Genomic DNA, 24,709 nt, shown 5'->3' with positions numbered 1-24,709 from the left:
CCGGCCGTCTCGGCCGATCCCATGGCGAGCGGACGTCACTCGGGGGTGGCGAGCGCCCGGGAGATCGCGCGGGCGCTGGTGCGCACGAGTGGTGCCAGTGCGTGCGGTGACGCGGAGCCGTGGCGGACGACGAGCGACACGGCGGCGACGACCGTGCCGCGCTCGTCGTGGACCGGCGCGCCGACCGAGAGGCTGTCGGTGGTGAGCTGGCGGTCACTGATCGAGAACCCGCTGGTGCGGACGTCGGCGAGCATCCGGCGCAGCACCCGGGGATCGGTGACGGTGAAGGGGGTGAAGGACTCGATCGGCGCGTGCAGCACCTCCTCCTGGACCTCGGTGGGCGCGTGCGCGAGCAGCACGAGACCGACCCCGCTCGCGGCGAGCGGGCACCGGCCGCCGACGCGGATCACCGGGGACACGGAGTCGGTGCCGGCGATCCGCTCGACGAACACCAGCTCGGTGCCCTCGCGCACGGCGAGCTGCACGATCTCCCGGGTGACCTGCGACAGGTCCGCCAGGAACGGCAGCGCCCGCTCGCGCAGCGGCAGGCCGCGGGTGGCGAGCGACCCGATCTCCCACAGCCGCAGCCCGATGCGGTAGTGGCCGTGCTCGTCGCGCTCCAGCGCACCCCAGGTGACGAGCTCGCCGACCATCCGGTGCACCGTCGACACGGGCAGCCGTGTGTGGCGGGACAGCTCGCTCAGGCTCATCGCGGGACGTTCGGAGGAGAACGCATCGAGGATCTGGAGGGCGCGCGACAGGACCGGACCGGTGCCGACGCTCATTCCTTCACCTCCGACGACGGGAGGCGCGCCCGTCGGACCTTGATTGTGCGGTCCGTCAGGCGCTGCTCGTCCGGATCCGAACCGGCAAACTCGACCAGCACTTCAGGGTGTTGTGCAGTTTCGGCACCGGATCGCCGTCGAGCTCGAGTCGAACGGCGCGCCGGGCGAGTGCGCCGAGCACCATCTCGGCCTCGAGCCGCGCGATCGGCTGGCCGACGCACTGGTGCACGCCCATCCCGAACGCGACGTGTCCCGCCGCCGAGCGGGTGATGTCGAGGGTGTCGGCGTCCTCGCCCCAGTGCCGGGGGTCGCGGTTGGCCGCGCCGAGGGACAGCAGCACCTTGGAGTCGGCCGGGATAGGGACGCCGCCGAGCTCGGTGTCGACGCTGGTCGTGCGGCAGAACGTCTGGATCGGTGACTCCCAGCGCAGCGTCTCGTCGAACGCGAACTTCGCCAGCTGCGGTTCGGCGTGCAGCGCGCTCCACTGGTCGGGGTTGCTCGCGAGGGAGTAGATCGCGTTGCCCAGCCCTGTGACGGTGGTGTCGACGCCTGCGGTGAGCAGCGAGCGCACCAGCAGCGGCGCGTTCTCGGGGGAGACCTCGCCCCGATCGGCCGCCGCCCAGATGGCGGCGCCGAGCCCGTCGGGAGCGAGGTTCTCCCGACGGCAGTGCCGGTCGACCCATTCCTGGACCGGCCCGGCTGCGGCCAGTGCTGCCGCGAGGATCTCGTTGCGCGGGCCGAACGCGTTGAGCGCGAGCGACCCGTAGACCATCAGGTTGCGCCGGCCCGCTCGGGGCAAGCCGACCGCATCGGGGAACACCTCGAGCGGGTAGGCCTCGGCCAGGTCGGTGACCGCGTCGAACCGGCCCCGCGCGACGAGCTCGTCGGCGATCCGCTCGGCCGCCACCGCGAACGTGGCCCGCAGCGCGCGGACCGCGCGCGGGGTGATCACCGCGTTCATGACATCGCGGAACGCGGTGTGGTCGGGCGGGTCGGCCTCCAGCAGCAGGCTCGGCGGCCGCCAGGGCTCCTCCCGGGCGAAGTCGGTGAGGCCCGCGCCACGCCCGGAGACGAACGTGGCCCAGTCGACCAGCGCGGCCCGGACCTCGGCGTGGCGACCGACGACGTAGTAGCCGTCGCGCGCGAGCCGCACGACCGGACCGGCGTCGCGCAGCCGGGCGTGGAACGCGTAGGGATCGACGAGGACGTCGGGGGCGAAGGGGTCGGCATCGAGCTCGGGCACGGCCGGGGTCGCGGTCGGGGACGTCGTTGTCATCGTCAGAGCTCCAGGATCAGCTTCGGGCCCGCCGCGCGCGAGACGCAGACGAACATGGTGGTGTGGGCGGCCCGTTCCTCGTCGGTGAGCAGCGAGTCGCGGTGGTCGACCTCGCCGTCGAGGACGGCGGTCTCGCACGTCCCGCAGGTGCCCTCCTGGCAGGAGGACAGCACCCGTACCCCTGCGGCGGCGAGGACGTCGAGCACCGAACGGTCGGGTGGGACGGTCAACGTCGTCCCGGTGCGGGCGAGCTCGATCTCGAACGACCCCGCCAGCACCGGCTCGCCCTGGTCCTTCGGGCTGAACCGTTCGACGTGCAGGGCGCCGGCCGGCCAGGCCGCGCAGCGCCCCTCGACGGCGACGAGCAGCGCGTCGGGCCCGCAGCAGTAGACGAGCATGTCCGCGGCCGGCTCGCCGAGCAGACCGTCGAGGTCGAGCAGGCCGTGATCGTCCTGCGGCCGCAGCGCGACCCGCTCGCCGTGGACGGCGCGCAGCTCGTCGGCGAAGGCCATCGACGCCGCGGTGCGCCCGCCGTAGGTGAGCTGCCAGTCCGCTCCCGCCGCCGCGGCCGCCCCCAGCATCGGCAGGATCGGGGTGATCCCGATGCCACCGGCGAGGAAGACGTAGCGCCGCGCCGGTTCGAGGGCGAAGTGGTTGCGCGGGCCGACCACCCGCACCGTTGCGCCGGGCACCAGCTCGTCGTGCACGAACGCCGAGCCGCCGCGCCCGTCCGGCTCGCGCAGGACCGCGATCCGGTAGGAGGTGCGGTCGGCCGGGTCACCGCACAGCGAGTACTGCCGTACGAGATCGTCGGCGAGGATCAGATCGACGTGGGCGCCGGGCGACCACGCCGGGAGGTCGCCGCCGGCCGGGGAGCCCAGCACCACCGCCACGACGCCGTCCGCGATCGGTTGCCGGTCGCGGACGACGGCCTCGAATCCGGGTTCGGTCACGTGCCGGCTGGAGAGGGTTGCGGGCGGGGTCCCGTGGCCGATCAACATTGCGGAGAGCGTCCTTCCGGTTCGGTCAGTGGGCGGCGACGGGAGCGGCGACCCGCGGGGACGTCGCGACGCGCACGAACGAGAGCACGACGGCCGTCACGACGAACAGCGCGCCGGCGCCCAGGTAGAGCTGCTGGGGGCTCATGCCGGCGTCGAGCAGAGCGCCGGCGGCGAACGGGGCCAGGATCGCCCCGGTGCGGCTGATCGCGAGCGCGGTGCCGAAGCCGGTGGCCCGCACCTGCGAGTCGTAGACGGTCGCGGTGAACGCGAACAGGCCGGCGACACAGCCGTTGACGAGCAGGCCGACGCCGATGCCGACGGCGAAGGCCAGACCCAGCTGCGAGGTCGAGGCGATGAACACCGCGAGCAGCACCGCGGTGCAGACGAGGTACCCGCGCAGCACGCTGCGCAGGGCGAACCGGGCGGCGAGTACACCGAGCAGTGCCGAGCCGAACACGCCGCCGAGGTTGAGCAGGGTGCCTGCGGTCAGGCCCTGGGCCGGGGTCAGACCGGCCTGGACGAGCAGCGTCGGTGTCCAGCTCGTGACGAAGTAGAAGCCGGCCATGACGGCGAAGAACACGAACCACATCAGCAGCGTGGTGCGGCGCAGCCGTGGCGTGAGCAGCTCGCGGTAGTTGCCGCTGACCGAGCGCGGCGCCGTGAGTTGCTCGGGGAGTGCCGTCAGCTGGGGCAGGCGACACCGGGCGGCCAGCTTGTTGATCCGGGTGAGCGCCCCGGCGGGCCTGCGGTTGAGCAGGAAGTCCATCGACTCGGGCAGACCCCAGATCACCAGCGGGATCGCGACCGTTGTCGCGACGCCGCCGAACAGGAACACCGCGCGCCAGCCGTAGCCGCCGATCAGCACGACCGCGATGAGGCCGCCGAGGGTCGCCCCGAGGGCGTAGCCGGTGGCGTTGAGGCTGACGGCGAGACCCCGCCAGCGCCGGTTGGACCACTCGGCGGAGGCCACGCTGCTGCTGGCGATGATGCTCCCGATCCCGATGCCGGCGAGCACCCTCAGCAGACCGAGCTGGCCGGCGGACTGGGTCAGCGAGGACAGCAGCATCGCGACGCTGCTGAGGGTGAGGCAGCCCAGGATGATCGGGCGCCTGCCGATCCGGTCGGCCCACGGCGCCACCAGCATCGACCCGAGGGCCATGCCGACCGGCGCGGCCGAGAGCAGCAGGCCGAGCTGGGTGGCGGAGAGCCCCCACTCGGCCGCAACGGACTTGCCGGTGAAGGCCATCACGAGTACGTCGAAGCCGTCGAGCATGTTGAGCAGCAGGCATACGGCGATCGCGACCCACTGGGTGCGGCTCATCGGGCCGTCGTCGAGCGCGGCCCGCAGGTCGGTGCTCATCGGACCGACTCGGGGAAGAGGGCAGAGCGCATGGCAAATCACTCCGTGTCTGCTGAGATGGCGATTTCCATCGCGATGCGAGTTGGCCGGGCCGCGGCCATTCCGGCGTGCCGCGTTTCATCGCTTTCGGGTAGGAGCATGGTGCGGTTCTTTCCCGCGGTGATGAACGACATTTCCGCATGCCGGAAAGGATTGCGGGCCAATTGCCTGCATTCGGCCCACTCGGCGACCACGCCGCTCGAAGCCGGACCTGCACATCCGGGAACCGCGCACCCTGCGCGCGCCATCGATCCGACGCAGCTCGACGCCGCGGCGGACTCCGCTCACCCGGCCGACCGCACCGACTCAGCTCGGGTGCGGTGGGCCATCAGGGCTCGGGCGGTCGCGGTGAGGCGGGACGCGGCGGCGCGCGCGCTCGGAAAAGGCGGGTACGAGGGACTCAGGCGGCTGCTCCGGGAGCAGTGAGCGCGCGCACCCGGGGGAGGAGCTCGTCGGAGATCGTCCCCACCGCCCGGCGGCGGTCCGCCGGGCCGGCCGCGACCTGGAGTATCACCCGGGTGGCGCCCGCCTCGGCGAACTCCGCGATGCGCGCGGCGACGCGGTCCGGAGTGCCCAGTGCGAGGTAACGGTCGGCGAGTGGAGCGAAGTCCTGGGCGTAGGTGGCGCTGACCGCTGCCACGCCCGTCCCACGGGCCCAGGCTTCGTCGGGATCGACGCAGGTCCACAGGAACACCGCACCCGCCACGTCCTCCCGCCTGCGGCCGCTCGCCTCCGCGGCGTCGCGGACCTGGACCAGGCCGGCGTCCAGCCGCACGGGATCGACCATGTACGGCATCCACACGTCGGCGAACCGCCCGGCCCGCCGCAGCGCCCCGTCCTTGCGGCCACCCAGCCAGATCGCCGGACCACCCGGGTGGACGGGTGGGGGGTCGAGCGTGACGCCGTCGAGCGTGGTGAACTCGCCCGCGAAGCTGGTCGGCTCACCGCGGAACAGCTGCCGTATCACCGACAGCCCCTCGTCCATGCGACGGAAGCGGGTGGCCGGGTCGACCCCGGCGGCGGCGAACTCGGGTGGGTACTCTCCGCCCGCGCCGACGCCCAGCTCGAACCGCCCGCCGGAGACGCGATCCACGGAAGCGGCCAGCTTGGCGGCCATCGCCGCGGAGTAGAGCGGGAGCAGGGTGATCGTGCTGACCAGCCGTATCGAGGAGGTCGCCCCGGCGGCCGCGGCGAGCGTGATGAACGCGTTCGGCATCGTTCCGTGGAAGAACAGGTGCTCGCCACAGCCCAGGTAGTCGAACCCGGCCGCCTCCGCCGCCTGGGCATCGGCGACGACCGTGTCCATGTCGGAGGTGTTCAGTCCGAGTCTCAGCACCGGCATCTTTCGGACTGTAGACGCTCGCGGATCGAGGCCGAGCACGGTCCGGAAGCGACCTCGGCGCGGCTCGACCGGTGCGGCCTCCCCTGTCAGCCGAGAATGGCATCGATGATTGTCGCGACGATGAGCACGACGACCGCCACGACGATGAGGATCATTCCTTGGATCACGCCGGGTTCCTTGTCGCCGTCATCGGCGTTTCTTGAGCGCGGTGCGTTCGAGCTCCTCGTGGGCGGTTCGGAGAGGGCTCTCGTTGGCCGTGGAGGCCTTGGCGGGTTGGTTCGGCTGCTCGATCACGTCGGCGAGCGAGGAGGATGCCGTGGTCCTTGCCTGCTCGCTGCGCCGGCGGTGCACCCTGGAGCGGCCGTTGCCGAGGATCGGCTGATCGAGGCCCGGTGGGGCGAGAACCCGCCGCGTACTGCGGTGAAGACGCTGCAGAACTACGTGCTTCGCCTGCGGCGCCGGCTGGGCACCGCGGCGATCACCACCCGGGCGCCGGGCTATGCCCCGAACGGCCTGTCGACGGATGCCGCGACGTTCCGAGAACTCGCGGCCCAGGCGCGTCGCGAGGTGGAGCAAGGCGCTCCCGCGGTCGCGATCGACACGTTCGACGATGCGCTCGCGCTGTGGCGGGGCAGGGCCTTCTCCGAGTTCGCTGACCGGGACTTCGCCCGCGCCGAGGTGGCCGGGCTCGACGAGCTCCGCGCGGCGACGGCCGAGGAGCGCGTCGACGTGATGCTGGCCCTCGGCAGGCGGGAAACCGTCCCGGAATGCGAGAGGCTGGTCAGCGACGAGCCGCTGCGGGAGCGGCGCTGGTCCCAGCTCCTGCTTGCGCTCCATCGCGACGGTCGGCAAGCCGAGGCGCTGGAGACGTACCGGCGCCTGCGCGGGGTGCTCGCCGGCGAGCTCGGGGTCGATCCCGGTCCCGGGGCACAGCGGCTCGAGGCGGCGATCCTGACCCATGCCCCGGAGCTGCGAGGTCCGGGACGGGCGGCCGAGCAGCTCGATCTCGACGCGAGTTGCGCTCGAACGCACCGCGAGTTGCGATGGATTGACCCGCGAGTTGGGGTGGCCGAATGGTTGCATTGGGTTCCGTGCCCCTGGTTAGGGCCAGGGGGTCGGGGACCAGAAGTGGGGCTTCAACTACCTGCTCCGCTACTCCGAACGCGAGGGCGGCACCCGCTACCTCAGCCAGGTCTTCATCGACGAGCAGGGCGAGATCGTCGCGAACCGGCGCAAGCTCAAGCCCACCCACGTCGAGCGCACCATCTACGGGGAAGGCAACGGCACCGACTTCCTGACCCACGACTTCTCGTTCGGGCGGGCCGGCGGCCTGAACTGCTGGGAGCACTTCCAGCCGCTGAGCAAGTACATGATGTCCAGCCTGGGTGAGCAGGTGCACGTCGCGTCCTGGCCGGCCATGTTCGCCTTCCAGCCCGACGTCGGGGGCATCGACCCCGCCGGGTACGACGGCGACCCGGTGCGCCACCTCGACGCGATCTTCGACATCGCCGCGCGCCATGGGTGCGGCGTGGACCTGCATCTGCACGACCCCGGCCCGCTCGGTGCCTGGCAGGTCGGGCTCGTGATCGAACGGACCCGAGCGCTGACCATGGCGGGCAAGGCGACGGTGAGCCGCGCCTTCGGCTTCTGCGCTACGGCGGGAGCCGAGCAGGATCGCCTCATCGAGCGGCTGGCCGCCAACGGCGTCAGCATCGCGACGGCGGCGGTCTACGACCGGCCCGTCCCCCCCGCTGGTCCGCATGCGGGCCGCCCGGGCCGAACGTGGCCTGCGGCAACGACGGCATTCGCGATCTGTGGGCGCCGTACGGCAACGGGGACATGCTCGAGCGGGCCATGCGCCTGGCCTACCGCAGCGGCTTCCGTCGCGACGACGAGATCGAGCTCGCGCTCGACGCCGCGACGTTCGGGGGCGCCCGCGCGCTCGGGCTCGAGGACTACGGGATCCGGCCAGGATGTGCGGCGGACTTCCTGCTCGTGGACAGCGAGGTCCCCGCAGCGGCCGTCGTCGTCCGGCCGCACCGGCGGCTGGTCGTCAAGGCGGGTCACGTTGTCGCCCGGTGCGGGGACAGCGGCTGAGGGTGACGGGCACCCCGGGTCAGCCGTGGGCGCCGGGCGGCTCCGCCAGTACCCGCTCCGCGCGGGCCAGGTCCGGTCCCTGGAACGTCAGCGGCGGACCGGGCACGATCCGGAGGGACGGCAGTCGCGCGGCCAGCACCGCCCACCGAGGACTCCGGACGTCAGGAAGGCCACCTTCCCGCAAGAATCGTGCGGGAAGGTGGCCTTCCTGCAACCCGTTCCGGAGGTGCCCGGACACGCGGACCCACTATATCGAGAATGGTATATCTCAGAGGTGCTTCGGCATCGCCAAGGCATGGCGATATCGCGCTCCGTCGCTAGTATTTCCCGGACGACAGGTTGCCGGCGCCTTTCCCCGGGGCCTGCACAACAATGATCGCATGACGTGAACCGGACCGGGAGCACCATGGACCAGCCACGCAGCGCCTTCGTCGCGGCGACGTCAGAGGCTCAGCAGTTCCGTCGGGCACTGCGTCACTTCGCCACCGGGGTATCCGTCATCACGATCTTCGACGGCGCCGAGGTGCACGGCATGACCGCGAGCTCGTTCACCTCCGTCTCGCTCGATCCGCCGCTGTGTTCCGTGGCCGTCAACAAGCCGGGGCGCATGCACGAGCTGCTGCTCGCCGCCGACGGGCACTACGGCCTCAGCATCCTGCGCAACGACCAGGGCCACATCGCCGACTACTTCGCCCGCAGGCCGTGGAGCGTCCCGATCGACGTGAAGCTGGACTGGTCGGACGGCTGCCCGACGATCGCAGGCTCGCTCGCATGGTTCCGCTGCGTGAAGTGGTCGGAGTACGACGGTGGCGACCACACGATCTTCGTCGGCCGTGCACTCGATCACGGCGACGACGACAGCGACGACGCCGCACCCCTGCTCTGGCACAAGTCGCAGTACCACGACCTGGGCACCCAGCTCGCCCGCGGCGACGGCAAGGCCGTCGTCGACCCGCACTGACGACTGCTACCGCTGACGTCCGCTACCGCTGACGGCGTCCCGCACCCGGCCTCCGCGGCCGGACGTACTCCCCGTGATCCCGGTGCCCCGGGTACCGCGGCTCCCACCACGCCCCGGGTCGCTCGACCGCGCGCCCGGCAGTCCGCCCTGCCCGCCCCGGCGGCAGGGCACCCACCCAGTCTGGAGGCGCGGGTATGTCCGTCCCGTCCGCATGGCCCTCGATGCGCAAACCGGTCCTGGTCAGCCTGGCCGGCTCCACCATCGAGTGGTACGACTTCTTCGTCTACGGCTCGGCCGCCGCGCTGGTGTTCAACAAGCTGTTCTTCCCGGTGGTCGACTCGGCAGCAGGGACGTTGCTGGCGTTCAGCACCTTCGCCGTCGGGTTCCTGATCCGCCCGGTCGGTGCCGCCCTGTTCGGCAACTGGGGTGACCGGGTCGGGCGCAAACCCGCACTCATCACCGCGATGTTGCTGATGGGTGCTGCCACGACCGCGATCGGGCTGCTCCCGACCTACTCCACGGTGGGTGTGCTGGCGCCGGTACTGCTGGTGTTGCTGCGACTGCTGCAGGGACTCGCGCTCGGAGGGCAGTGGGGTGGCTCGGTGCTGCTGGTCACCGAGAACGCCCCGCCCGGCAGGCGCGGTTTCTACGGCAGCTTCGCGCAGCTCGGCGTCCCCATGGCGCTCATCCTCTCGAACGTGGTGCTGCTCGTCGTCAACGCGGTCATGCCGTCCGCGGCCTTCGAGACCTGGGGCTGGCGGCTGCCCTTCCTGTTCAGCATCGTGCTCATCGCGGTCAGCCTCTACGCGCAGTCGCAGATCGACGAGACGCCGGCGGGCGCCGCGGCCGCGAGCGGGGGCAGGCGCCGGTCGCCGTTCGTCGAGTGCCTGCTGACCCACCCCCGGCAGATCCTGCTCGCCGCGGGCGCCACGATCGTCAACGGCGCGGTGTACTACCTCGTCGCCACCTACATGCTCTCCTTCGCCACCCAATCGGTGGGAGTCGCTCGCTCCACGATCCTCACGGGCGTGCTGATCTCGGCGGTCGTCTCCGCGGTGACGATCCCGGCCGCGGCCGCGCTGTCGGACCGGATCGGTCGCAAGCGGACGTTCCTGCTCGGTGCCGCGGGACTGGCCGTATGGGCGTTCCCGTTGTTCCTGTTGGTGCAGACCGGTTCGCTGGTCCTGATCACCCTCGCGCTGGTGGTCGCGCAGGCGATCTTCAGCATGACCTACGGGCCTGCACCGGCGTTGTTCACCGAGATGTTCGACGCGAACGTCCGGTACTCCGGGGTCTCGGTGGGATACCAGATCGGGGCGACGCTCGGCGGCGCGTTCGCCCCGATCATCGCCACCGCCCTCTACGGAGCGTTCGGCTCGTCCACACCGATCTCGATCTACATGATCGTGGTCTGCCTGGTGTCGTTCCTGTCGGTCGCGCTCGTCCGGCAACGCAGTGGCACGGCCCCGCTGGCCGAGCAGAGCGGCGGCGGTGTCGCGCAGGTGCCGGCCGCCGGGCGCTGACCGGCTGCACCCTCAGGAGCCCGGCAGCTTCGGCTGCGGGGCTCCTGCTGCGGTGCGGATCTCCTGCGCGACCGCGCGCAGCTCCGCGAGCAGCGCCTCGGTCGACGGGGTGCGCGAGCCATGGCTGGGCAGTGTCACGCCGACCGTGCGGTTCATGGGTTCCAGGGGGAACGGCAGCGTGACGGTGCCGGGATCGTCGGCCGCGATCAGGGCGGGCAGCGCCGCGATCGCGTCGGTCCTGGTCAGCAGGTAGCGCACCGTGAGGATCGAGGTGGTCTCGACGCGGTTGACGGGCAGGCCGATCCCGCTGCGCACGAACACGTTCTCCAGCTCGCCGCGCAGCGCGGTCTCGGCACCGGGAAGGATCCACGGGTAGTCGACGAGATCGGACAGCACGGGATCCGACAGCGCCGCCACGGGATGGCCCGCCCGGCAGACCAGTGCGATGTGCTCCTCGTAGAGCGGTTCGTGGGTCGCGTTGGCGAGGGTGCCCGCAGAGCTCAACCGCCCGACGATCAGATCCACCCGGCCGCTCTCCAGCTCGGTGCGCAGCACCTCCGGCGTCGCCTCGCGCACCACCACGGTGACCCGCGGATGGCCGGCCTTGAGCCGCTCGATGGCCTGCGGCACCAGCAGGTTCGACCCGGCGAGGTGGCTGCCGACGGTCACCGTGCCCTGCTGGGCGTCGCCCAGCTCGACGAGGTGCCTGCCGGCCTCGGTCAGCTGTGAGATCACCGCCCGGGCGTGCGTGGTGAAGGCCGATCCGTACACGGTGGGCGAGAGCCCGCGCGGCCCGCGCGTGTAGAGCTCGACGCCGAGGATGTCCTCCAGCTCGCGCAGCGAGCGCGTTGCCGCCGGCTGTGCCAGCCGCAGGTACCGGGCGGCTGCGACGACACTGCCGTGCTCGGTCAGCGCGTCGGCCAGCGCGAGATGACGCAGCTTCAGCCGGCCGTCGAAGAGCCGTGAGGTGTCCACCGGCCGGGTATAGCACGGCGACGGTATTACCGGAACGGTATAGATCGCGGGATCATTGGCATTTGTCCGGCATACCGCGGGCGGTCAGGATGGTCGAGTCGCTCCCCGGGACATCGGGACCGGGGGACTGCCGGAGGGACGTAACACTCGTGACCACCAGGACAATCCACAACTTCGTCGACGGCCGGTTCCTGGGGAGCGAGCGGGAGTTCCCGAAGATCGACCCGGTCGACGGCGCCACGATCGCCACCGTTGCCGAGGCCGACGCCACGATCGTCGACAGGGCCGTCCGCGCCGCCCGGGCCGCGGTCGACGGGGCGTGGGGCCGCACGAGCGCACCGCAGCGGGTCGCCCTGCTGCGGCGCGTCGCCGACCGGATCGACGAACGCTTCGACGACCTGCTCGCCGCCGAGGTCGCCGATACGGGCAAGCCGGTGGCACTCGCCGCCACCCTCGACGTCGCCCGCGCCGCCGCCAACTTCCGGGCCGCGGCCGACATCCTCGCCGCGACCGGCCTGGACTCCTACCTCACGGAGACCCCCGAGGCCCGGGCACTGACGTACTCCGTGCGTCGACCGCTCGGCGTCGTCGCGGTGATCGTGCCGTGGAACCTGCCCCTGTTGCTGCTGACCTGGAAGGTCGCGCCTGCGCTCGCCGCGGGCAACGCGGTGGTGGTCAAGCCGTCCGAGGAGACCCCGTCCAGCGCCACACTGCTCGCCGAGATCCTCTCCGAGGCGGGGGTGCCCGACGGCGTCTACAACGTGGTGCACGGGTTCGGCCCGGGGTCGGCGGGGGAGCTCCTCACGACCCACCCCGGTATCGACGGCGTCACCTTCACCGGCGAGTCCGGCACCGGGTCGACGATCATGCGGACGGTGTCGCCCCGGGTGCTGCCGGTGTCGTTCGAGTTGGGCGGCAAGAACGCCGCCGTCGTGTTCGACGACGCCGACGTCGATGCCGCCGTCGCGGGGCTCGCCCGGTCCGTGTTCACCAACACCGGCCAGATCTGCCTGTGCACCGAGCGCGTCTACGTGCAGCGGGGGATCTTCGACGAGGTCGCCGCCGGGCTCGCGGAACGGGCTGCCGCGCTGCGGTTCGGCCGCCCCACCGATCCCGCGACGACGACCGGCCCGCTGATCTCCCGCGCGCACCGGGAGAAGGTGCTGTCGTACTACGCCCTCGCCGAACAGGACGGGGCGAAGCTGCTCGCCGGCGGCGGGGTGCCCGACCTCGGTCCGGACCTCGCCGGTGGCGCCTGGGTGGAGCCCGCGGTGTGGACCGGCCTCGACCACTCCTCACGGGTGCTGCGGGAGGAGGTCTTCGGCCCGGTCGCGGCACTGCTGCCGTTCGACACCGAGGACGAGGCCGTGCGGCTGGCGAACGACAGCGACTACGGGCTCGCCGCCTCGGTCTGGACCCGGGACCTCGAGCGCGGCCACCGGGTCGCGCAGGCGATGCAGGTCGGGATCGCCTGGGTCAACACCTGGTACTTGCGCGATCTCCGCTCGCCGTTCGGTGGGGCCGGACTCTCCGGGATCGGCCGCGAGGGCGGCGTGCACTCGCTGCACTTCTACACCGAGCCCACCACGGTCTGCGTCCGGATGGGAGATGCCGCATGAGCCGCAACGAGGCCAGGACGGTGGTGGGCAAGGCCGTGCCGCGCGGCCGGTTCCCGCACGTCAAGGTCGTCGGCGAGCTGGTGTTCGTGTCGGGGACCAGCAGCAGGCGCCCGGACAACACGTTCGCGGGCGTGCGGGTCGACGAGTTCGGTGCGACCGACCTCGACATCCGCGAGCAGACCACCGCGGTGATCGAGAACATTCGTGACATCCTGCGCTCGGTCGGCGCGGAACTCGCCGACGTCGTCCAGATCACCACCTACCTGGTCAGCATGAACGACTTCGCGGGCTACAACGAGGTCTACGGCAGGTTCTTCGACGAGCAGGGCCCGGCCCGCACGACCGTGGCGGTGCACCAGCTCCCGCACCCGCACCTGTTGATCGAGATCCAGGCCATCGCGTCGCTGTCGGTCACCGACCCGACCGCGCCCGGCCAGCACACCAGAGAGGACACCCCCCGATGACTGAGATCAGCCCCGTCTTCGACTTCGCCCGGTGGGTCGAGGAACACGGCCACCTGCTGCGACCACCGGTGAACAACAAGGTGATGTGGGAGCGCACCGGGGACTTCCTCGTGCAGGTCGTCGGAGGACCCAACGAACGCACCGACTTCCACGTCGACCCGTACGAGGAGTGGTTCTACCAGATCAAGGGCAACATGCACGTCAACGTGATGACCGACGAGGGCGTGCGCCGCGTCGACATCCGCGAGGGTGGGATGTGGCTGCTGCCCCGGGGTCTCCCGCACTCGCCGCAGCGGCCCGAGCCGGGCTCGATCGGCATCGTGCTCGAACGCATCCGCGAGGAGGGCACCCTCGAGAAGTTCCAGTGGTTCTGCCTCGACTGCGAGGCGCTCGTCCACGAGACCGAACTGCAGGTCCGCGACCTCGTCGTCGACCTGCCCCCGGTGTTCGAGCAGTTCTACGCGAGCGAACAGGCGCGAACCTGCCCGAAGTGCGCCGCCGTCCACCCCGGACGGAAGGCGTCGTGACGTCGGTCGTCGACATCCACACCCACTTCGTTCCGCGCGGCTGGCCCACGCTGGGTGCGGGTCCGGACTGGCCCCGGCTGCGCGTCGACAGCGAGGCCCACGCCACGATCATGGTGGGCTCCACGGAGTTCCGGCGGATCGGCTCGGAGTGCTGGGACGCCGTGCGCCGGCTGCAGGACATGGGCGAGGACGACGTCGACAGCCAGGTCGTGTCGCCCACCCCGCTGTTCTTCTCCTACGACCGCGACGCGCGCGAGGCGCTGCGCGTCTCCCGCATCTTCAACGAGCTGGCGCTGGAGATCTGCGCGCCCGCGGGGGAGCGGCTGCTGCCGTTCTGCCAGGTCCCGTTGCAGGACCCGGAACTGGCCATGGCCGAGCTGGACCGGTGCATGGCGGCCGGTCACCGGGGCGTGGAGATCGGCAACCATGTCGGAGACCGGGATCTCGACGATGCCGGGGTGGAGCGATTCCTGATCCACTGCGCGGAGATCGGCGCACCGGTGTTCGTCCACCCCTGGGACATGCCGGGCTCGCCCCGGCTGGACCGCTGGATGGCGCGCTGGCTCGCGGGAATGCCGGCCGAGACGCACCTGTCGCTGATCGCGATGGTGCTCGGCGGCGTCTTCGACCGGGTACCGGCGAGCCTGCGGATCTGCTTCGCGCACGGTGGTGGGTCCTACGCGTTCTGGTCCGGCCGCTTCGAGAACGCCTGGCAGCGCAGGCGCGACCTCGTCGGCGTCTCCGAGCGACCGCCGTCGGAGTACGTCGGCCGGTTCAGCGTCGACAGCGTCGTCTTCGACCCCGCGGCACTGCGTCTGCTCGTCGACGTGCTCGGCCACGAGAACGTGATGCTGGGCAGCGACTACCCGTACCCGCTCGGCGAGCGTCCCGCGGGGCGGGTCGTGCGGGAGTCCGGCTTCCTCGGCGCGGCCGAGCAGGCGGCCGTTCTCGGGGGCAACGCCGAGCGGTTCCTGCGGCTGCCCGCCTTGCAGGGTGCCCTGTGAGCGGGGGGCCGGACCGGCGCACCGCCTACGACTCCTACCTGCGAGCACGGGAGCTGCACGAGCTGCAGTCGCCGGTCAGCGCGACCGAGGGCGAGCAGTCGTTCCTCGTCGTGTGCCAGGTTCAGGAGCTGTGGTTCGGGCTGATCGGTACCGACCTGCGGACAGCGCGCGCTCACCTGGACGCGGACCGGCCCCAGTCGGCCGCGGCGACCCTGCGCCGCGCAGCCAGCCACTTCGGTGGCCTCAACGCCTCGTGGGACTCCCTGAGCTGGATGACCCCGCGCGACTTCCACCCCATCAAGCAGGGGATGACGGCCACCCACGGGCGCTCGTCGTCACTGCAGTCCTGGAAGTACCGGGAGCTGACGTTCCTGCTCGGGCTGAAGGACCCCGCGCTCGCCGAGCCGGTCGCCGACGTCGCCGAGCAGCACGACGTGCTGCAGGCCGCGCTGCGTGCGCCGAGTGTCTACGACGCCGCGCTCGGGGTGCTGCACCGCCGCGGTTTCACGGTGCCCGCCGCGTACGCGGAGCCCGGGGCCGCGCAGCCCCCCGGGGGTCACCGCGAGCCGCGGGCCGACGTCGAACGGGCCTGGGGCGCCGTGTACGCCGGTGCCGCGGAGCACGCTGACCTGCGCGCGCTCGCGGACGCCCTGTTCGCCGTGGCGGAGGGCTTCGCCGGCTACAAGCACCGCCACCTGGTGGCCACCCGTCGCACGCTCGGCCGCAGGCCCGCCTACTACGCATCGGGCGTCGACTGGCTGCTCGGTGCGATCGACGAGCTCCCGTTCCCCGAGATGTGGACGCTGCACACCCCCGACGAGTGAGCACCCCCCGAAGGAGAAACTCCCGTGCCCGACGTCACGATCCTCGCGCTCTCCGGCTCGCTGCGCCGGGATTCGCACAACACCCGACTCCTGCACGAAGCCGAGCGGCTCGCCCCCGAGCTGCGATTCGACCACTTCACGGAGCTGGCGCGCATCCCCCTGTTCAACGAGGACCAGGAGCACCCCACGCCCGCCGCCGTCGCGGACCTGCGCGCCCGGATCGCCGCAGCGGACGCGGTACTGGTCGCGACCCCGGAGTACAACGCGGGCATCCCTGGCGGGCTCAAGAACGCACTGGACTGGCTCTCGCGACCGGTGCACGACGAGCCGCCCGTCCTGCGCCGCAAGCCCGTGGCGATCGTCGGCGCCTCGGCAGGCCCGCTCGGCACCGTGCGGGCGCAGATGGCGCTGCGGCAGGTCCTGCACAAGCTCGATGCCATCGTGCTGGGCCAGCCGGAGTTCCTGCTCGCGAGCGCGCACCTGGCATTGCGCGAGCCCCGGCTGCCACCGGAGACGGCGAGCGCCGCCCTGCTCGGACAGGTGCTCGCCGGGCTGACCGGTCTCGTGCGCCTCGCGGAGCCGGCGGCGGTGGGCTGAGGTCGCGCCATCGGCGGTGGCTACCAGGTCGGCGCGGTCAGGTCCGCGTCCCACGGCGCCACCGTGCTGTCGGGACGCCGCAGCGAACGGTCGGGACCGCTCGGATCGGTGGGGCGTGAACAATAGGTAAACGGACACATCCCGGCATTGTTCGCTGGAAGGTCTTCCGTCGCGCTCAGGTAATTGCCGTTCTTACGATCCTGCGCTCGGACGCACGTCCGTCATCCGTTCCTGGCTCCGACCGAAGGATCGTCATGGCGATAACCGCACCTACGCCGCCGCTACGGCTGCTCGCCGGCAAGCGGGGGCTGATGTTCGTCAGCATCCTGTTCCTCAGCTTCGTGGTGTGGCTCGACAGTGCCAAGTTCAGCTTGCTGAACCCCTTCTGGTCCGCAGAACTGCACCTGGCACCGGCTCAGATCTCCAGCGTGACGGCCAGCTACCTGCTCGGCTACTTCCCGTTGCTGCTGCTGGCGGGCGTGCTCGCCGACCGCATCGGTGCGAAGCAGATGCTCATCATCTGCATCCTCGGAGTGACGGTGCTGTCGGCGACGATGGCATTCGTCCACCTACGAGGAGATGTGGTGGCGCAATTTCCTCCGCGGGGCTGCGGATCTACGACTCGCGCCCGGACCTGCCGTCGGCGACGACGCCCACGCTCGTGCTCGTCGGCGCGGAGGACGTGCTGACGCCGGTCGCGCAGTCGGTGGAGATCGCCGGGCTCCTGCCGAACGCACACCTGCAGGTGCTGCCGCGCGGCGGCCACGGGATGCTGCTGGAGTACCCGGACGACACCCTCGGCGCGATCACCGCCTTCCTCGGCGGCGGTGCCTCGTGACCGGAGCACCTGCCGGCAGGCCGCTGCACGTCGTCGGGCTCGGTGGCACGGTGCGGGCGGGTTCGTCGAGCGAGCAGGCCCTGCGGATCGCGGTGGACCGGGCGGCGCAACAGGGTGCCACCACCCGCGTGTTCGGTGGGGCCGAGCCGGCGACGCTGCCGACGTACAGCCCGGAGCGGGGCGACGGCGGGTCGGTGGCGCACGACCTCGTCGCGCACCTGCGCCGCGCCGACGGGGTCGTCATCGCCTCGCCCGGGTACCACGGTTCGATCTCGGGGCTCGTCAAGAACGCTCTCGACTACACCGAGGACATGCGCGCAGATCCCCTGCCCTAACTGGCAGACCGTTCGGTGGGGCTCGTCGTCACCGCCTACGGCTGGCAGGCGTCGGTGACGACGCTGAGCGCGCTGCGCACGATCGTGCACGCGCTGCGGGGCTGGGTGACGCCCTACGGGGCGGCGGTCAACTCGCTGCAGACGGCGTTCGCGAGCCGCAGGTCGTCGAGCAGCTGCGCATGGTGGCCGATGAGGTGCTGCGTTTCGCCGATCTCGTCGCGGCGCGGCGCCGGCACCTGCTGGCGGGCCTGCAGCCCGCGCACCGCTGATGGATCGGGCGCTGATGGATCGAGCGCTGGCGGCCCCGGCGCTGGTGGACAGGACACGCGGCAGGGAGGCGGTACCTGCCGCGACGGCTGCGCTGCGGTGCGGCCGACCGGTCGTGCTGGTCGACGATCTCACCCCCGGGCAGGAGGGGGTGCTGCTCGTCGCCGCCGCGGGGGTCGAGGTGGCGACGATGGCGTTGCTCGTGCGGGAGTCCAGCGGTGTCGTCTGCGTCGCGATGACCGGTGATCGGCTCGACGAGCTGCGGCTGCCGCCGCTGGTCGCGCACGGCGCCGGGGCCCGGGCCGCGGCGTTCACCGTGTCGGTCGACCTGCGCGTCGGGATCACCACCGGCATCTCGGCGCGGGATCGGGCGTCGACCGCGCGGGCGCTGGCCGATCCGGCGACGGGCCCCGCGGACCTCGTCCGGCCCGGTCACGTGCTCCCGACCTGTGCCGGCTCGCGGGACCGGCGCCTGCCGGGGTGCTGGCCGCGGTCGCCAACGTCGACGGCACCATCGCCGCACCGCCCGAGCTGAGCGCGCTCGCGCAGCGCCACGACGTGCCGCTGCTGGGTGTCTCGGAGCTGGTGGCGTGGCGCCGGCGCACCGAGCCGCCGGTGTTCGCAGGCGGGCGGGCCGAGCTGCCGACGGCGCACGGGCCCTTCCACGCGATCGGCTACGCGGGCGACGGGGTCGAGCACATCGCGCTCGTGCGCGGCGTGGTGACCGGCGCCGCGGACGTCCCGGTGCACCTGCACGTCGAGTGCCTCGCCGGGGATGTGCTGGGCTCCACGCGCTGCTCCTGCGCGGCGCAGCGGGACGCGGCGCTCGCCGCGATCGATCGCGCGGGTCGGGGAGTGCTCGTCTACCTGCGCTGCCGGCAACGGCCCGGGTCGGGTCTCGTCCACGCGCTGCACGGCTGCGCCACGTGGACCGACCGGGAGGAGATGCTGGCCGCGCACATCCTCGATGATCTGGGTGTCCGACGTCCGCCCCGCACGTGTGATGACCGCCAGTCCGTTTGACGAAGGAGCGAGACCTGTGCCTGCTGTCCCCGCGCCCGGTGCCGAGCCGATCACGGTGCTCGACGCCCTGCACTCCACGCCGTCACGCCGGTTCCTCAGCACCGACCCGATCCCCGACGACGTGCTGTGGGTGCTGCTCGACGCCGCCGTGCGCGGCCCCTCCGGCGGCAACTCGCAGGGCTGGGGATGGGTCGTCGTCACCGACCCGGAGGTGAAGAAGGTCATCGCAGGCTGGTACCGCGAGGGCTGGGAGGCCGCCTACGGGCGACGGCGCGCGGAGATCCTCGCCGACCCGGCGTCGTCGGGCGGGCTGACCAGACAGGGCTTCCTCGGGGCGGAGCACCTCGCCCTGCACCTCGAGGAGGCGCCGGTGTGGGTGTTCCCGGTGCTGCGCGGCGCGGCGGGTGTCGCGAGCCCGCGGGCCGGGTCGTCGATCTACGGTGCGGTGCAGCACCTGTGCCTCGCCGCCCGCGCCTACGGCATCGGCACGTCGCTGACGACCCTGTACGCGGGACACGAGGACGACCTGCGCGAGCTGCTGGGGCTGCCCGCCGACGCGCTGACGATGGCGCTGATCCCGATGGGTTACCCGGTCAAGGGCCGATGGGCCGAGCCGAAGCGCCGCCCCGTGGAGGAAGTGGTGCACTGGGGGCGGTGGGACGCGATCCGCGAGCGCCCGAAACTGGAGGAACAGCCCTGATGCCCGATGACGACCCCGAGTTCGATGCCCTGTCGTTCGAGGCCCTGACCCCGGTCTCCTATCTGGATCGGGCCGCGGCGGCGCATGGTGAGCGGGTCGCGGTGATCGACGGGGAGCAACGCTGGACCTACACCGAGCTGCACGATCGGTGCCGTCGGCTGGCGGGTGGGTTGGCGCCGTTGGCGCAGGGGCGCCCGGTGGCGGTGCTGGCGCCGAACACGCATGTGCTGCTGGAGGCCAACTTCGGTGTTCCGTGGGCCGGGGTGGCGTTGGTGGCGGTGAACACGCGGCTCTCGGCTCGGGAGGTGGTCTACATCCTGGAGCATTCCGAGGCTTCGGTGCTGGTGCACGATCCGGTGTTCGACGAGCTCGTGGCCGAGGTGGTGGGGCTGCTCGCCGATCCGCCGGTGGTGATCCGGGTGGGGGAGGCGTACGAGGAGCTGTTGGCGGGTGCGGAACCGCTGGCGATCACGCCGTCGGACGAGCGGGCGCTGCTGTCGATCAACTACACGTCCGGGACGACGGGACGGCCCAAGGGCGTGATGTACCACCATCGGGGTGCCTACCTGCAGGCACTGGCCATGGTGGGGCACACGGGGTTGACGCCGTCGTCGGTGCACCTGTGGACGTTGCCGATGTTCCACTGCAACGGCTGGTGCTTCCCGTGGGCGGTGACGGCGGCGGCCGCGACGCACGTGTGCCTGCCGAAGGTGGATCCGGCGCAGGTGTGGCGGCTGATCCGGGAGGAGGGCGTGACGCACCTGAACGGGGCACCGACGGTGCTGTCGATGCTGGCGTACGCGCCGGAGGCCGCCGACGGGGTGCCGGGTGACGTGCCGGTGAAGATCGCCACCGGTGGGGCCCCGCCGTCGCCTGCGATCCTGCGGCGGATGGGGGAGCTGGGCTTCGACGTCACGCACCTGTACGGGCTGACCGAGACGTTCGGGCCGGCGATGATCTGTGACTGGCGTCCGGAGTGGAACGAGCTGGACGGCGCGGAGCAGGCGCGGTTGAAGGCCCGCCAAGGGGTGGGGAACATGATCGCGTTCACGCCGCGCGTGATCGCGGCGGACGGCTCGGACGTGCCGGCCGATGGCACGACGGTGGGGCAGATCGCGTTGCGGGGCAACAATGTGATGCTCGGGTACCTGAAGGATCCGGAGGCGACGCGGGCGGCGGCGCCGGATGGGTGGTTCCGCACGGGTGATCTGGGTGTGCGGCATCCGGACGGGTACGTGGAGCTGCGCGACCGGAGCAAGGACGTGATCATCTCCGGCGGGGAGAACATCGCGTCGGTGGAGGTGGAGCAGGCGATCGCGGAGCATCCCGGGGTGTTGGAGGTGGCGGTGGTCGCGGTGCCGGATGAGCGGTGGGGCGAGGTCCCGGCGGCCTACGTGACGCTGCACGCCGGGGCCGAGGTGAGCGAGGCGGAGATCATCGAGCACGTGCGGGGGCGGTTGGCGCGGTTCAAGGCGCCGAAGTCGGTGGTGTTCGGGGAGTTGCCGAAGACGTCGACGGGGAAGGTCCAGAAGTTCGTGCTGCGGGATGCTGCGTGGGCCGGCACCGAACGACGGATCCAGTGAGCAGCAGGGATGGGATCGGACCGGTGACCCTGCAACCGGGCGGTCCTCCCCGGTGGTGCTCTCGTACCCGCTCTCAGACCTGCTCGCCCAGCTTGAACTCGGTGTCCGTGCGCGTGCGGGAGAACCCGTCGGCGCCGATGGTCACGTCGGCCTCGCGGTCCTCCGTGCGCTCGACGACCGGCCGGGGCCTCCCGTCGAGGTCGAGCACGGCTGACGCCTCGGCGTACCAGCTGGGCACCACGGCGTTGCCCCACCAGTCGCGGCGCTGGTTGTCGTGGACGTTCCACGAGATCACCGGGTTGTCCGGGTCGCCGGTGTAGTAGTCGTGGGTGTACAGCTCGATGCGGTGCCCGTCGGGATCGCGCAGGTAGAGGTAGAAGGCGTTCGACACGCCGTGGCGGCCCGGGCCGCGCTCGATCATGTCGGGCCTGCGCAGTGCGCCCAGGTGGTCGCAGATGTGCAGGATCTGCGCACGCTCGGCGCTCGCGAACGCGATGTGGTGCAGGCGTGGCCCGTCACCGCCGGTGAGAGCGATGTCGTGCACTGTGGACTTGCGGAACATCCAGGCCGCGTACACCGTGCCTTCGTCGTCGCGGATGTCTTCCGAGACGCGGAAACCCAGCCCCTCGTAGTAGGCGCGGGCGGCCGGGACGTCCGGAGTGGTCACGTTGAAGTGGTCCAGCCGCGCCAGCGCGCCGGCCCCGTGCAGGTCGTAGCGCTGGGTGAGGCGCTCGACGTGCTCGGCCTCGTAGAAGAACTCGACCGGGAAGCCCAGCGGGTCCTCGACGCGCACGGCCGGGCCGATGCCGCGGGTGGCGCCGGCCGCGCGGCGCTCCACCCGAGCTCCCAGGCCGCGGAAGTGGGACTCGGCGACGTCGACCTCCCGCGGCGACCGGACCCGGTAGCCGAGCACGGCGAGTGCGGGCACATCGCCCCGGCGCAGCACCAGCGAGTGGTGCAGGTACTCCTCTAAGGCCCGCAGGTGGATCGCCTCGTCGTCCTCGTGGGTGACGACGAGACCGAGCACGCCCACGTAGAACTCGCGCGAGGCGGCCAGGTCGGTGACGACGAGCTCGGCGTACGCGCAGCGCACGACGTCGGGCGGGGTGCTGGTCATGTCCGGTCCTTCGCGACGGCCCCGAACCGGGCGGTGTGCACCGGTCCGAGCGAGACGTGGATGGCCTGCTGGTGGGTGTAGAAGTCGAGGGAGCGGTACCCGCCCTCCTGGCCGAGTCCGGAGGCCTTGACACCACCGAACGGCGTGCGCAGGTCCCGCACGTTGTGGGAGTTCAGCCAGACCATGCCGGCGTCGACGGACTGGGCGAAGGTGTGCGCACGCTGCAGGTTCGTCGTCCACACGTAGGCGGCGAGGCCGTACTTGACGCCGTTGGCCAGCGCCAGCGCCTCGGCGTCGGTGTCGAAGGGGGTCAGCGCGACGACCGGCCCGAAGATCTCCTCCTGGAAGATCCGGGCGTCGGGTGCGACGTCGGCGAACACCGTCGGGGCGACGTAGTTGCCGGTCTCGAGCCCGTCCGGACGCCCGCCGCCCGCGAGCAGCCGGCCCTCGCTCCTGCCGAGCTCGACGTAGCTCATGACCTTCGCGAAGTGGTCGGGGTGCACGAGCGGCCCGACCTCGGTGGCCGGGTCGTGCGGGTCGCCGACGACGATGGCGCGGGCCCGCTCGGCGAAGCGCGAGCAGAACTCGTCGTAGATCGGGCGTTCGACGATGATGCGGCTGCCCGCGGTGCAGCGTTCGCCGTTGAGCGAGAAGACCCCGAACAGCGTCGAGTCGAGCGCGGCGTCGAGGTCGGCGTCGGCGAACACGATGGCGGGGGACTTGCCTCCGAGTTCCATCGACATCCCCTTGAGGCCTGCCGCGCAGTTGCCGAAGATCGTCTGCCCGGTGGTGCTCTCGCCGGTGAACGAGATCAGCGGGACGTCCGGGTGCTTGACGAGCGCGTCGCCCGCCTCCTCACCGATGCCGTTGACGAGGTTGAACACGCCCTCGGGCAGCCCGGCGTCGCTGAAGATCTGCGCCCACAGGCTCGCCGAGAGCGGCGTGAACTCGGCGGGCTTGAGCACCACGGTGCAGCCCGCGGCGAGCGCGGGCGCGAGCTTCCAGCTCTCCAGCATGAACGGGGTGTTCCACGGCGTGATCAGCCCGGCCACACCCACCGGCCTGCGGTGCACGTAGTTCAGCTGCCGGCCGGGCACCTGGTACGCGTCGTCGGACTGGGCCACGACGAGGTCGGCGAAGAACCGGAAGTTCTCGGCGGCCCGCTGCGCCTGGCCCAGCGCCTGGGTGATGGGCAGGCCGGTGTCGAAGGTCTCCAGCTCGGCGAGCCGCGCGTCCTGGGCCTCGACGGCGTCGGCGATCCGGTTCAGCACGCGGGCCCGCGCGCGGGGGGCCATGGTGGGCCACGGGCCGTCGGTGAACGCAGTGCGTGCGGCGGCGACCGCGCGGTCGACGTCCTCCGCCTGGCCGGCGGCCGAGGTGGCGTAGGGCCGGTTGGAGACCGGGTCGAGGACGTCGAACGTCCTGCCGGAGATGCCGTCGACGAGCTGCCCGCCGATGTGATGCTGGATCCGCTGGGGCAGGCCGTCCGGGACGTGGCTCATGACTTCTCCGCAGCGGCGAAGCCCACGACGGGACTGAGGTACTCGGCGCCGTGGGCCATCAGCTCCTCGATCCGGGCGATGCCCGCGTCCGTGGGGGTGATGAGCGGTGGCCGCACGAATCCCGACGCGATGAGCCCGCGCTGCTCGAGGACCCACTTGCCCGGTGCCGGGTTGGTCTCGACGAAGAGCAGGTCGACGAGCGGGTGCAGGCCGTAGTGGATCTCGCGGGCGCGCTCGTGGTCACCGGACTCCCACGCGGTGAACATCTCGGCGCAGGCGGCGGGGGCGATGTTCGCGGTCGCGCTGACGAACCCGGCGCCGCCCAGCGCCAGCAGCGGCAGACAGAGCAGCTCGATCCCCGACCACACCAGCAGTTCGCGCCCGCACAGGTGCAGGATGCGGGAGAAGTGCTCGAAGTCCTTGGTCGTCTCCTTGACCCCGACGAAGTTCTCGCAGTCGCGAAACAGCCGGGCGACGGTCTCGGGCGCGATGTCGACGGCGGTGCGGCTCGGCACGTTGTAGGCGATGATCGGCAGGTCGGGGAACTCGTCGGCGACCGTGCGGTACCAGACGTGGAGCGCCTCCTGGGTGGGGCGCGCGTAGTACGGGGTGATGATCAGGGCGGCGTCGACCCCGGCGTCGCGGGCGGCGGAGGTCAGCTCGAGGGTCTCGTCGAGCCGCGCCGAGCCGGTGCCGGGGACCACCGGGACGCGGTCGGCGACGGCCGTGACGACCGTGCGGATCGCCGCGGCGCGCTCGGCGATCGACTGGGCGCCGGGCTCGCCGGTGGAGCCGCCGATCGAGATGCCGTGCGAGCCGGACGCGAGCTGCCAGCGCACCAGGTTGGTGAGGCCGTCGTGGTCCACCGCGCCGTCGGCGGTGAAGGGCGTCATCAGCGGCGCGATCGACCCGCGGATGTCCTGGGGGTCGGAGCGGAATCGCATGGGTAG

Annotated in this window: 26 protein-coding genes and 3 pseudogenes; 18 read left to right on the top strand and 11 right to left on the bottom strand. The window is 71.7% G+C overall.

Annotated elements, in window-relative coordinates:
- Nucleotides 1-35: 35 nt before the first annotated feature.
- From ACFPFQ_RS06500 to ACFPFQ_RS06475, 6 genes are all read right to left on the bottom strand, one after another.
- The gene (locus ACFPFQ_RS06500) at nt 36-785 is read right to left on the bottom strand and encodes an IclR family transcriptional regulator (RefSeq protein WP_379615763.1); all 750 of its coding nucleotides are present in this window, start codon (nt 783-785) and stop codon (nt 36-38) included.
- Nucleotides 786-840: 55 nt separating this feature from the next.
- Nucleotides 841-2,061, bottom strand: a complete 1,221-nt coding sequence (locus ACFPFQ_RS06495; protein WP_379615761.1) for a cytochrome P450 — start codon at nt 2,059-2,061, stop codon at nt 841-843.
- 2 nt (nt 2,062-2,063) lie between these two features.
- Nucleotides 2,064-3,014 (bottom strand): PDR/VanB family oxidoreductase, encoded by a 951-nt coding sequence (locus ACFPFQ_RS06490; protein WP_379615759.1) that lies wholly within the window; start codon nt 3,012-3,014, stop codon nt 2,064-2,066.
- A gap of 73 nt (nt 3,015-3,087) precedes the next feature.
- Complete coding sequence (locus ACFPFQ_RS06485) at nt 3,088-4,422, bottom strand: MFS transporter (protein WP_379615758.1); 1,335 nt, start codon at nt 4,420-4,422, stop codon at nt 3,088-3,090.
- A 38-nt stretch (nt 4,423-4,460) separates the two neighbouring features.
- Nucleotides 4,461-4,655 carry a hypothetical protein gene (locus tag ACFPFQ_RS06480; RefSeq protein WP_379615756.1) on the bottom strand — a complete coding sequence of 65 codons (195 nt, stop codon included), beginning with the start codon at nt 4,653-4,655 and terminating at the stop codon, nt 4,461-4,463.
- Nucleotides 4,656-4,861: 206 nt separating this feature from the next.
- On the bottom strand, nt 4,862-5,803 hold the full coding sequence (locus ACFPFQ_RS06475) for an LLM class flavin-dependent oxidoreductase (protein WP_379615754.1): 942 nt from the start codon (nt 5,801-5,803) through the stop codon (nt 4,862-4,864).
- Nucleotides 5,804-5,899: 96 nt separating this feature from the next.
- Between ACFPFQ_RS06475 and ACFPFQ_RS06470 the strand changes: the two are divergent.
- The 5 genes and pseudogenes from ACFPFQ_RS06470 to ACFPFQ_RS06450 all read left to right on the top strand — a co-directional run.
- Nucleotides 5,900-6,697, top strand: a pseudogene (locus tag ACFPFQ_RS06470) (AfsR/SARP family transcriptional regulator); the annotation flags it as partial.
- Nucleotides 6,698-6,947: 250 nt separating this feature from the next.
- Nucleotides 6,948-7,199, top strand: a pseudogene (locus ACFPFQ_RS06465) (nitrilase-related carbon-nitrogen hydrolase); the annotation flags it as partial.
- 386 nt (nt 7,200-7,585) lie between these two features.
- On the top strand, nt 7,586-7,900 hold the full coding sequence (locus ACFPFQ_RS06460) for an amidohydrolase family protein (RefSeq protein WP_379615752.1): 315 nt from the start codon (nt 7,586-7,588) through the stop codon (nt 7,898-7,900).
- A 406-nt stretch (nt 7,901-8,306) separates the two neighbouring features.
- Nucleotides 8,307-8,861, top strand: a complete 555-nt coding sequence (locus ACFPFQ_RS06455; protein WP_379615750.1) for a flavin reductase family protein — start codon at nt 8,307-8,309, stop codon at nt 8,859-8,861.
- A gap of 194 nt (nt 8,862-9,055) precedes the next feature.
- Complete coding sequence (locus tag ACFPFQ_RS06450) at nt 9,056-10,384, top strand: MFS transporter (RefSeq protein ID WP_379615748.1); 1,329 nt, start codon at nt 9,056-9,058, stop codon at nt 10,382-10,384.
- 12 nt (nt 10,385-10,396) lie between these two features.
- Here ACFPFQ_RS06450 and ACFPFQ_RS06445 read toward each other — a convergent pair whose 3' ends face one another.
- On the bottom strand, nt 10,397-11,359 hold the full coding sequence (locus tag ACFPFQ_RS06445) for a LysR substrate-binding domain-containing protein (RefSeq protein ID WP_379615746.1): 963 nt from the start codon (nt 11,357-11,359) through the stop codon (nt 10,397-10,399).
- A 149-nt stretch (nt 11,360-11,508) separates the two neighbouring features.
- On the opposite strand from ACFPFQ_RS06445, the gene ACFPFQ_RS06440 reads away from it, so the two are divergent.
- The 9 genes from ACFPFQ_RS06440 (at nt 11,509) to ACFPFQ_RS06400 (ending at nt 17,567) form a co-directional block, all read left to right on the top strand.
- Nucleotides 11,509-12,978, top strand: a complete 1,470-nt coding sequence (locus ACFPFQ_RS06440; protein WP_379615744.1) for a 2-hydroxymuconic semialdehyde dehydrogenase — start codon at nt 11,509-11,511, stop codon at nt 12,976-12,978.
- Nucleotides 12,975-13,442, top strand: coding sequence for a RidA family protein (locus tag ACFPFQ_RS06435; protein ID WP_379615742.1), 468 nt, complete (start codon nt 12,975-12,977; stop codon nt 13,440-13,442). Before ACFPFQ_RS06440 ends, ACFPFQ_RS06435 begins: the two co-directional genes overlap by 4 nt.
- The gene (locus tag ACFPFQ_RS06430) at nt 13,439-13,969 is read left to right on the top strand and encodes a 3-hydroxyanthranilate 3,4-dioxygenase (RefSeq protein ID WP_379615740.1); all 531 of its coding nucleotides are present in this window, start codon (nt 13,439-13,441) and stop codon (nt 13,967-13,969) included. Before ACFPFQ_RS06435 ends, ACFPFQ_RS06430 begins: the two co-directional genes overlap by 4 nt.
- Nucleotides 13,966-14,973 carry an amidohydrolase family protein gene (locus ACFPFQ_RS06425; protein WP_379615738.1) on the top strand — a complete coding sequence of 336 codons (1,008 nt, stop codon included), beginning with the start codon at nt 13,966-13,968 and terminating at the stop codon, nt 14,971-14,973. Before ACFPFQ_RS06430 ends, ACFPFQ_RS06425 begins: the two co-directional genes overlap by 4 nt.
- On the top strand, nt 14,970-15,797 hold the full coding sequence (locus tag ACFPFQ_RS06420; protein ID WP_379615736.1) for a tryptophan 2,3-dioxygenase: 828 nt from the start codon (nt 14,970-14,972) through the stop codon (nt 15,795-15,797). Before ACFPFQ_RS06425 ends, ACFPFQ_RS06420 begins: the two co-directional genes overlap by 4 nt.
- A 24-nt stretch (nt 15,798-15,821) precedes the next feature.
- The gene (locus tag ACFPFQ_RS06415) at nt 15,822-16,394 is read left to right on the top strand and encodes an NADPH-dependent FMN reductase (RefSeq protein ID WP_379615734.1); all 573 of its coding nucleotides are present in this window, start codon (nt 15,822-15,824) and stop codon (nt 16,392-16,394) included.
- 254 nt (nt 16,395-16,648) lie between these two features.
- Nucleotides 16,649-17,083, top strand: coding sequence for an MFS transporter (locus ACFPFQ_RS06410; protein ID WP_379615732.1), 435 nt, complete (start codon nt 16,649-16,651; stop codon nt 17,081-17,083).
- A complete protein-coding gene (locus ACFPFQ_RS06405) occupies nt 17,077-17,232 on the top strand; it encodes an alpha/beta fold hydrolase (protein WP_379615730.1) in 156 nt (51 codons plus the stop codon). The genes ACFPFQ_RS06410 and ACFPFQ_RS06405 overlap by 7 nt, the downstream gene beginning before the upstream one ends.
- Nucleotides 17,229-17,567: an NADPH-dependent FMN reductase gene (locus ACFPFQ_RS06400; protein ID WP_379615728.1), complete on the top strand. Its 339-nt coding sequence runs from the start codon at nt 17,229-17,231 to the stop codon at nt 17,565-17,567. The genes ACFPFQ_RS06405 and ACFPFQ_RS06400 overlap by 4 nt, the downstream gene beginning before the upstream one ends.
- A 113-nt stretch (nt 17,568-17,680) precedes the next feature.
- On the opposite strand, the gene ACFPFQ_RS06395 is transcribed toward ACFPFQ_RS06400, so the two are convergent.
- On the bottom strand, nt 17,681-17,830 hold the full coding sequence (locus ACFPFQ_RS06395; RefSeq protein WP_379615726.1) for a hypothetical protein: 150 nt from the start codon (nt 17,828-17,830) through the stop codon (nt 17,681-17,683).
- 5 nt (nt 17,831-17,835) lie between these two features.
- Between ACFPFQ_RS06395 and ACFPFQ_RS06390 the strand changes: the two are divergent.
- From ACFPFQ_RS06390 to ACFPFQ_RS06375, 4 genes and pseudogenes are all read left to right on the top strand, one after another.
- A pseudogene (locus tag ACFPFQ_RS06390) lies at nt 17,836-18,368 on the top strand (3,4-dihydroxy-2-butanone-4-phosphate synthase); the annotation flags it as partial.
- Nucleotides 18,369-18,392: 24 nt separating this feature from the next.
- Nucleotides 18,393-18,857 carry a hypothetical protein gene (locus ACFPFQ_RS06385; RefSeq protein ID WP_379615972.1) on the top strand — a complete coding sequence of 155 codons (465 nt, stop codon included), beginning with the start codon at nt 18,393-18,395 and terminating at the stop codon, nt 18,855-18,857.
- 16 nt (nt 18,858-18,873) lie between these two features.
- Entirely contained in the window at nt 18,874-19,557 is a 684-nt protein-coding gene (locus ACFPFQ_RS06380; protein ID WP_379615725.1) for a nitroreductase family protein, read from the top strand.
- Nucleotides 19,557-21,140 (top strand): acyl--CoA ligase family protein, encoded by a 1,584-nt coding sequence (locus ACFPFQ_RS06375; RefSeq protein WP_379615723.1) that lies wholly within the window; start codon nt 19,557-19,559, stop codon nt 21,138-21,140. The genes ACFPFQ_RS06380 and ACFPFQ_RS06375 overlap by 1 nt, the downstream gene beginning before the upstream one ends.
- Nucleotides 21,141-21,213: 73 nt before the next feature.
- Here the strand turns inward: ACFPFQ_RS06375 and hpaD are convergent, their stop codons facing one another.
- Genes hpaD through dapA form a run of 3 tightly spaced genes read right to left on the bottom strand, consistent with a single transcriptional unit; the run spans nt 21,214 to nt 24,703 of the window.
- Nucleotides 21,214-22,257, bottom strand: coding sequence for a 3,4-dihydroxyphenylacetate 2,3-dioxygenase (gene hpaD / locus ACFPFQ_RS06370; RefSeq protein ID WP_379615721.1), 1,044 nt, complete (start codon nt 22,255-22,257; stop codon nt 21,214-21,216).
- Nucleotides 22,254-23,759 (bottom strand): 5-carboxymethyl-2-hydroxymuconate semialdehyde dehydrogenase, encoded by a 1,506-nt coding sequence (gene hpaE, locus ACFPFQ_RS06365; protein WP_379615719.1) that lies wholly within the window; start codon nt 23,757-23,759, stop codon nt 22,254-22,256. Before hpaE ends, hpaD begins: the two co-directional genes overlap by 4 nt.
- On the bottom strand, nt 23,756-24,703 hold the full coding sequence (gene dapA, locus ACFPFQ_RS06360) for a 4-hydroxy-tetrahydrodipicolinate synthase (protein ID WP_379615717.1): 948 nt from the start codon (nt 24,701-24,703) through the stop codon (nt 23,756-23,758). Before dapA ends, hpaE begins: the two co-directional genes overlap by 4 nt.
- Nucleotides 24,704-24,709: the final 6 nt, after the last annotated feature.

Source organism: Pseudonocardia sp. GCM10023141 (assembly GCF_042653605.1).
Note: the sequence above shows the minus strand (reverse complement) of the source record. Positions and strands in the feature narration are given on the sequence as shown.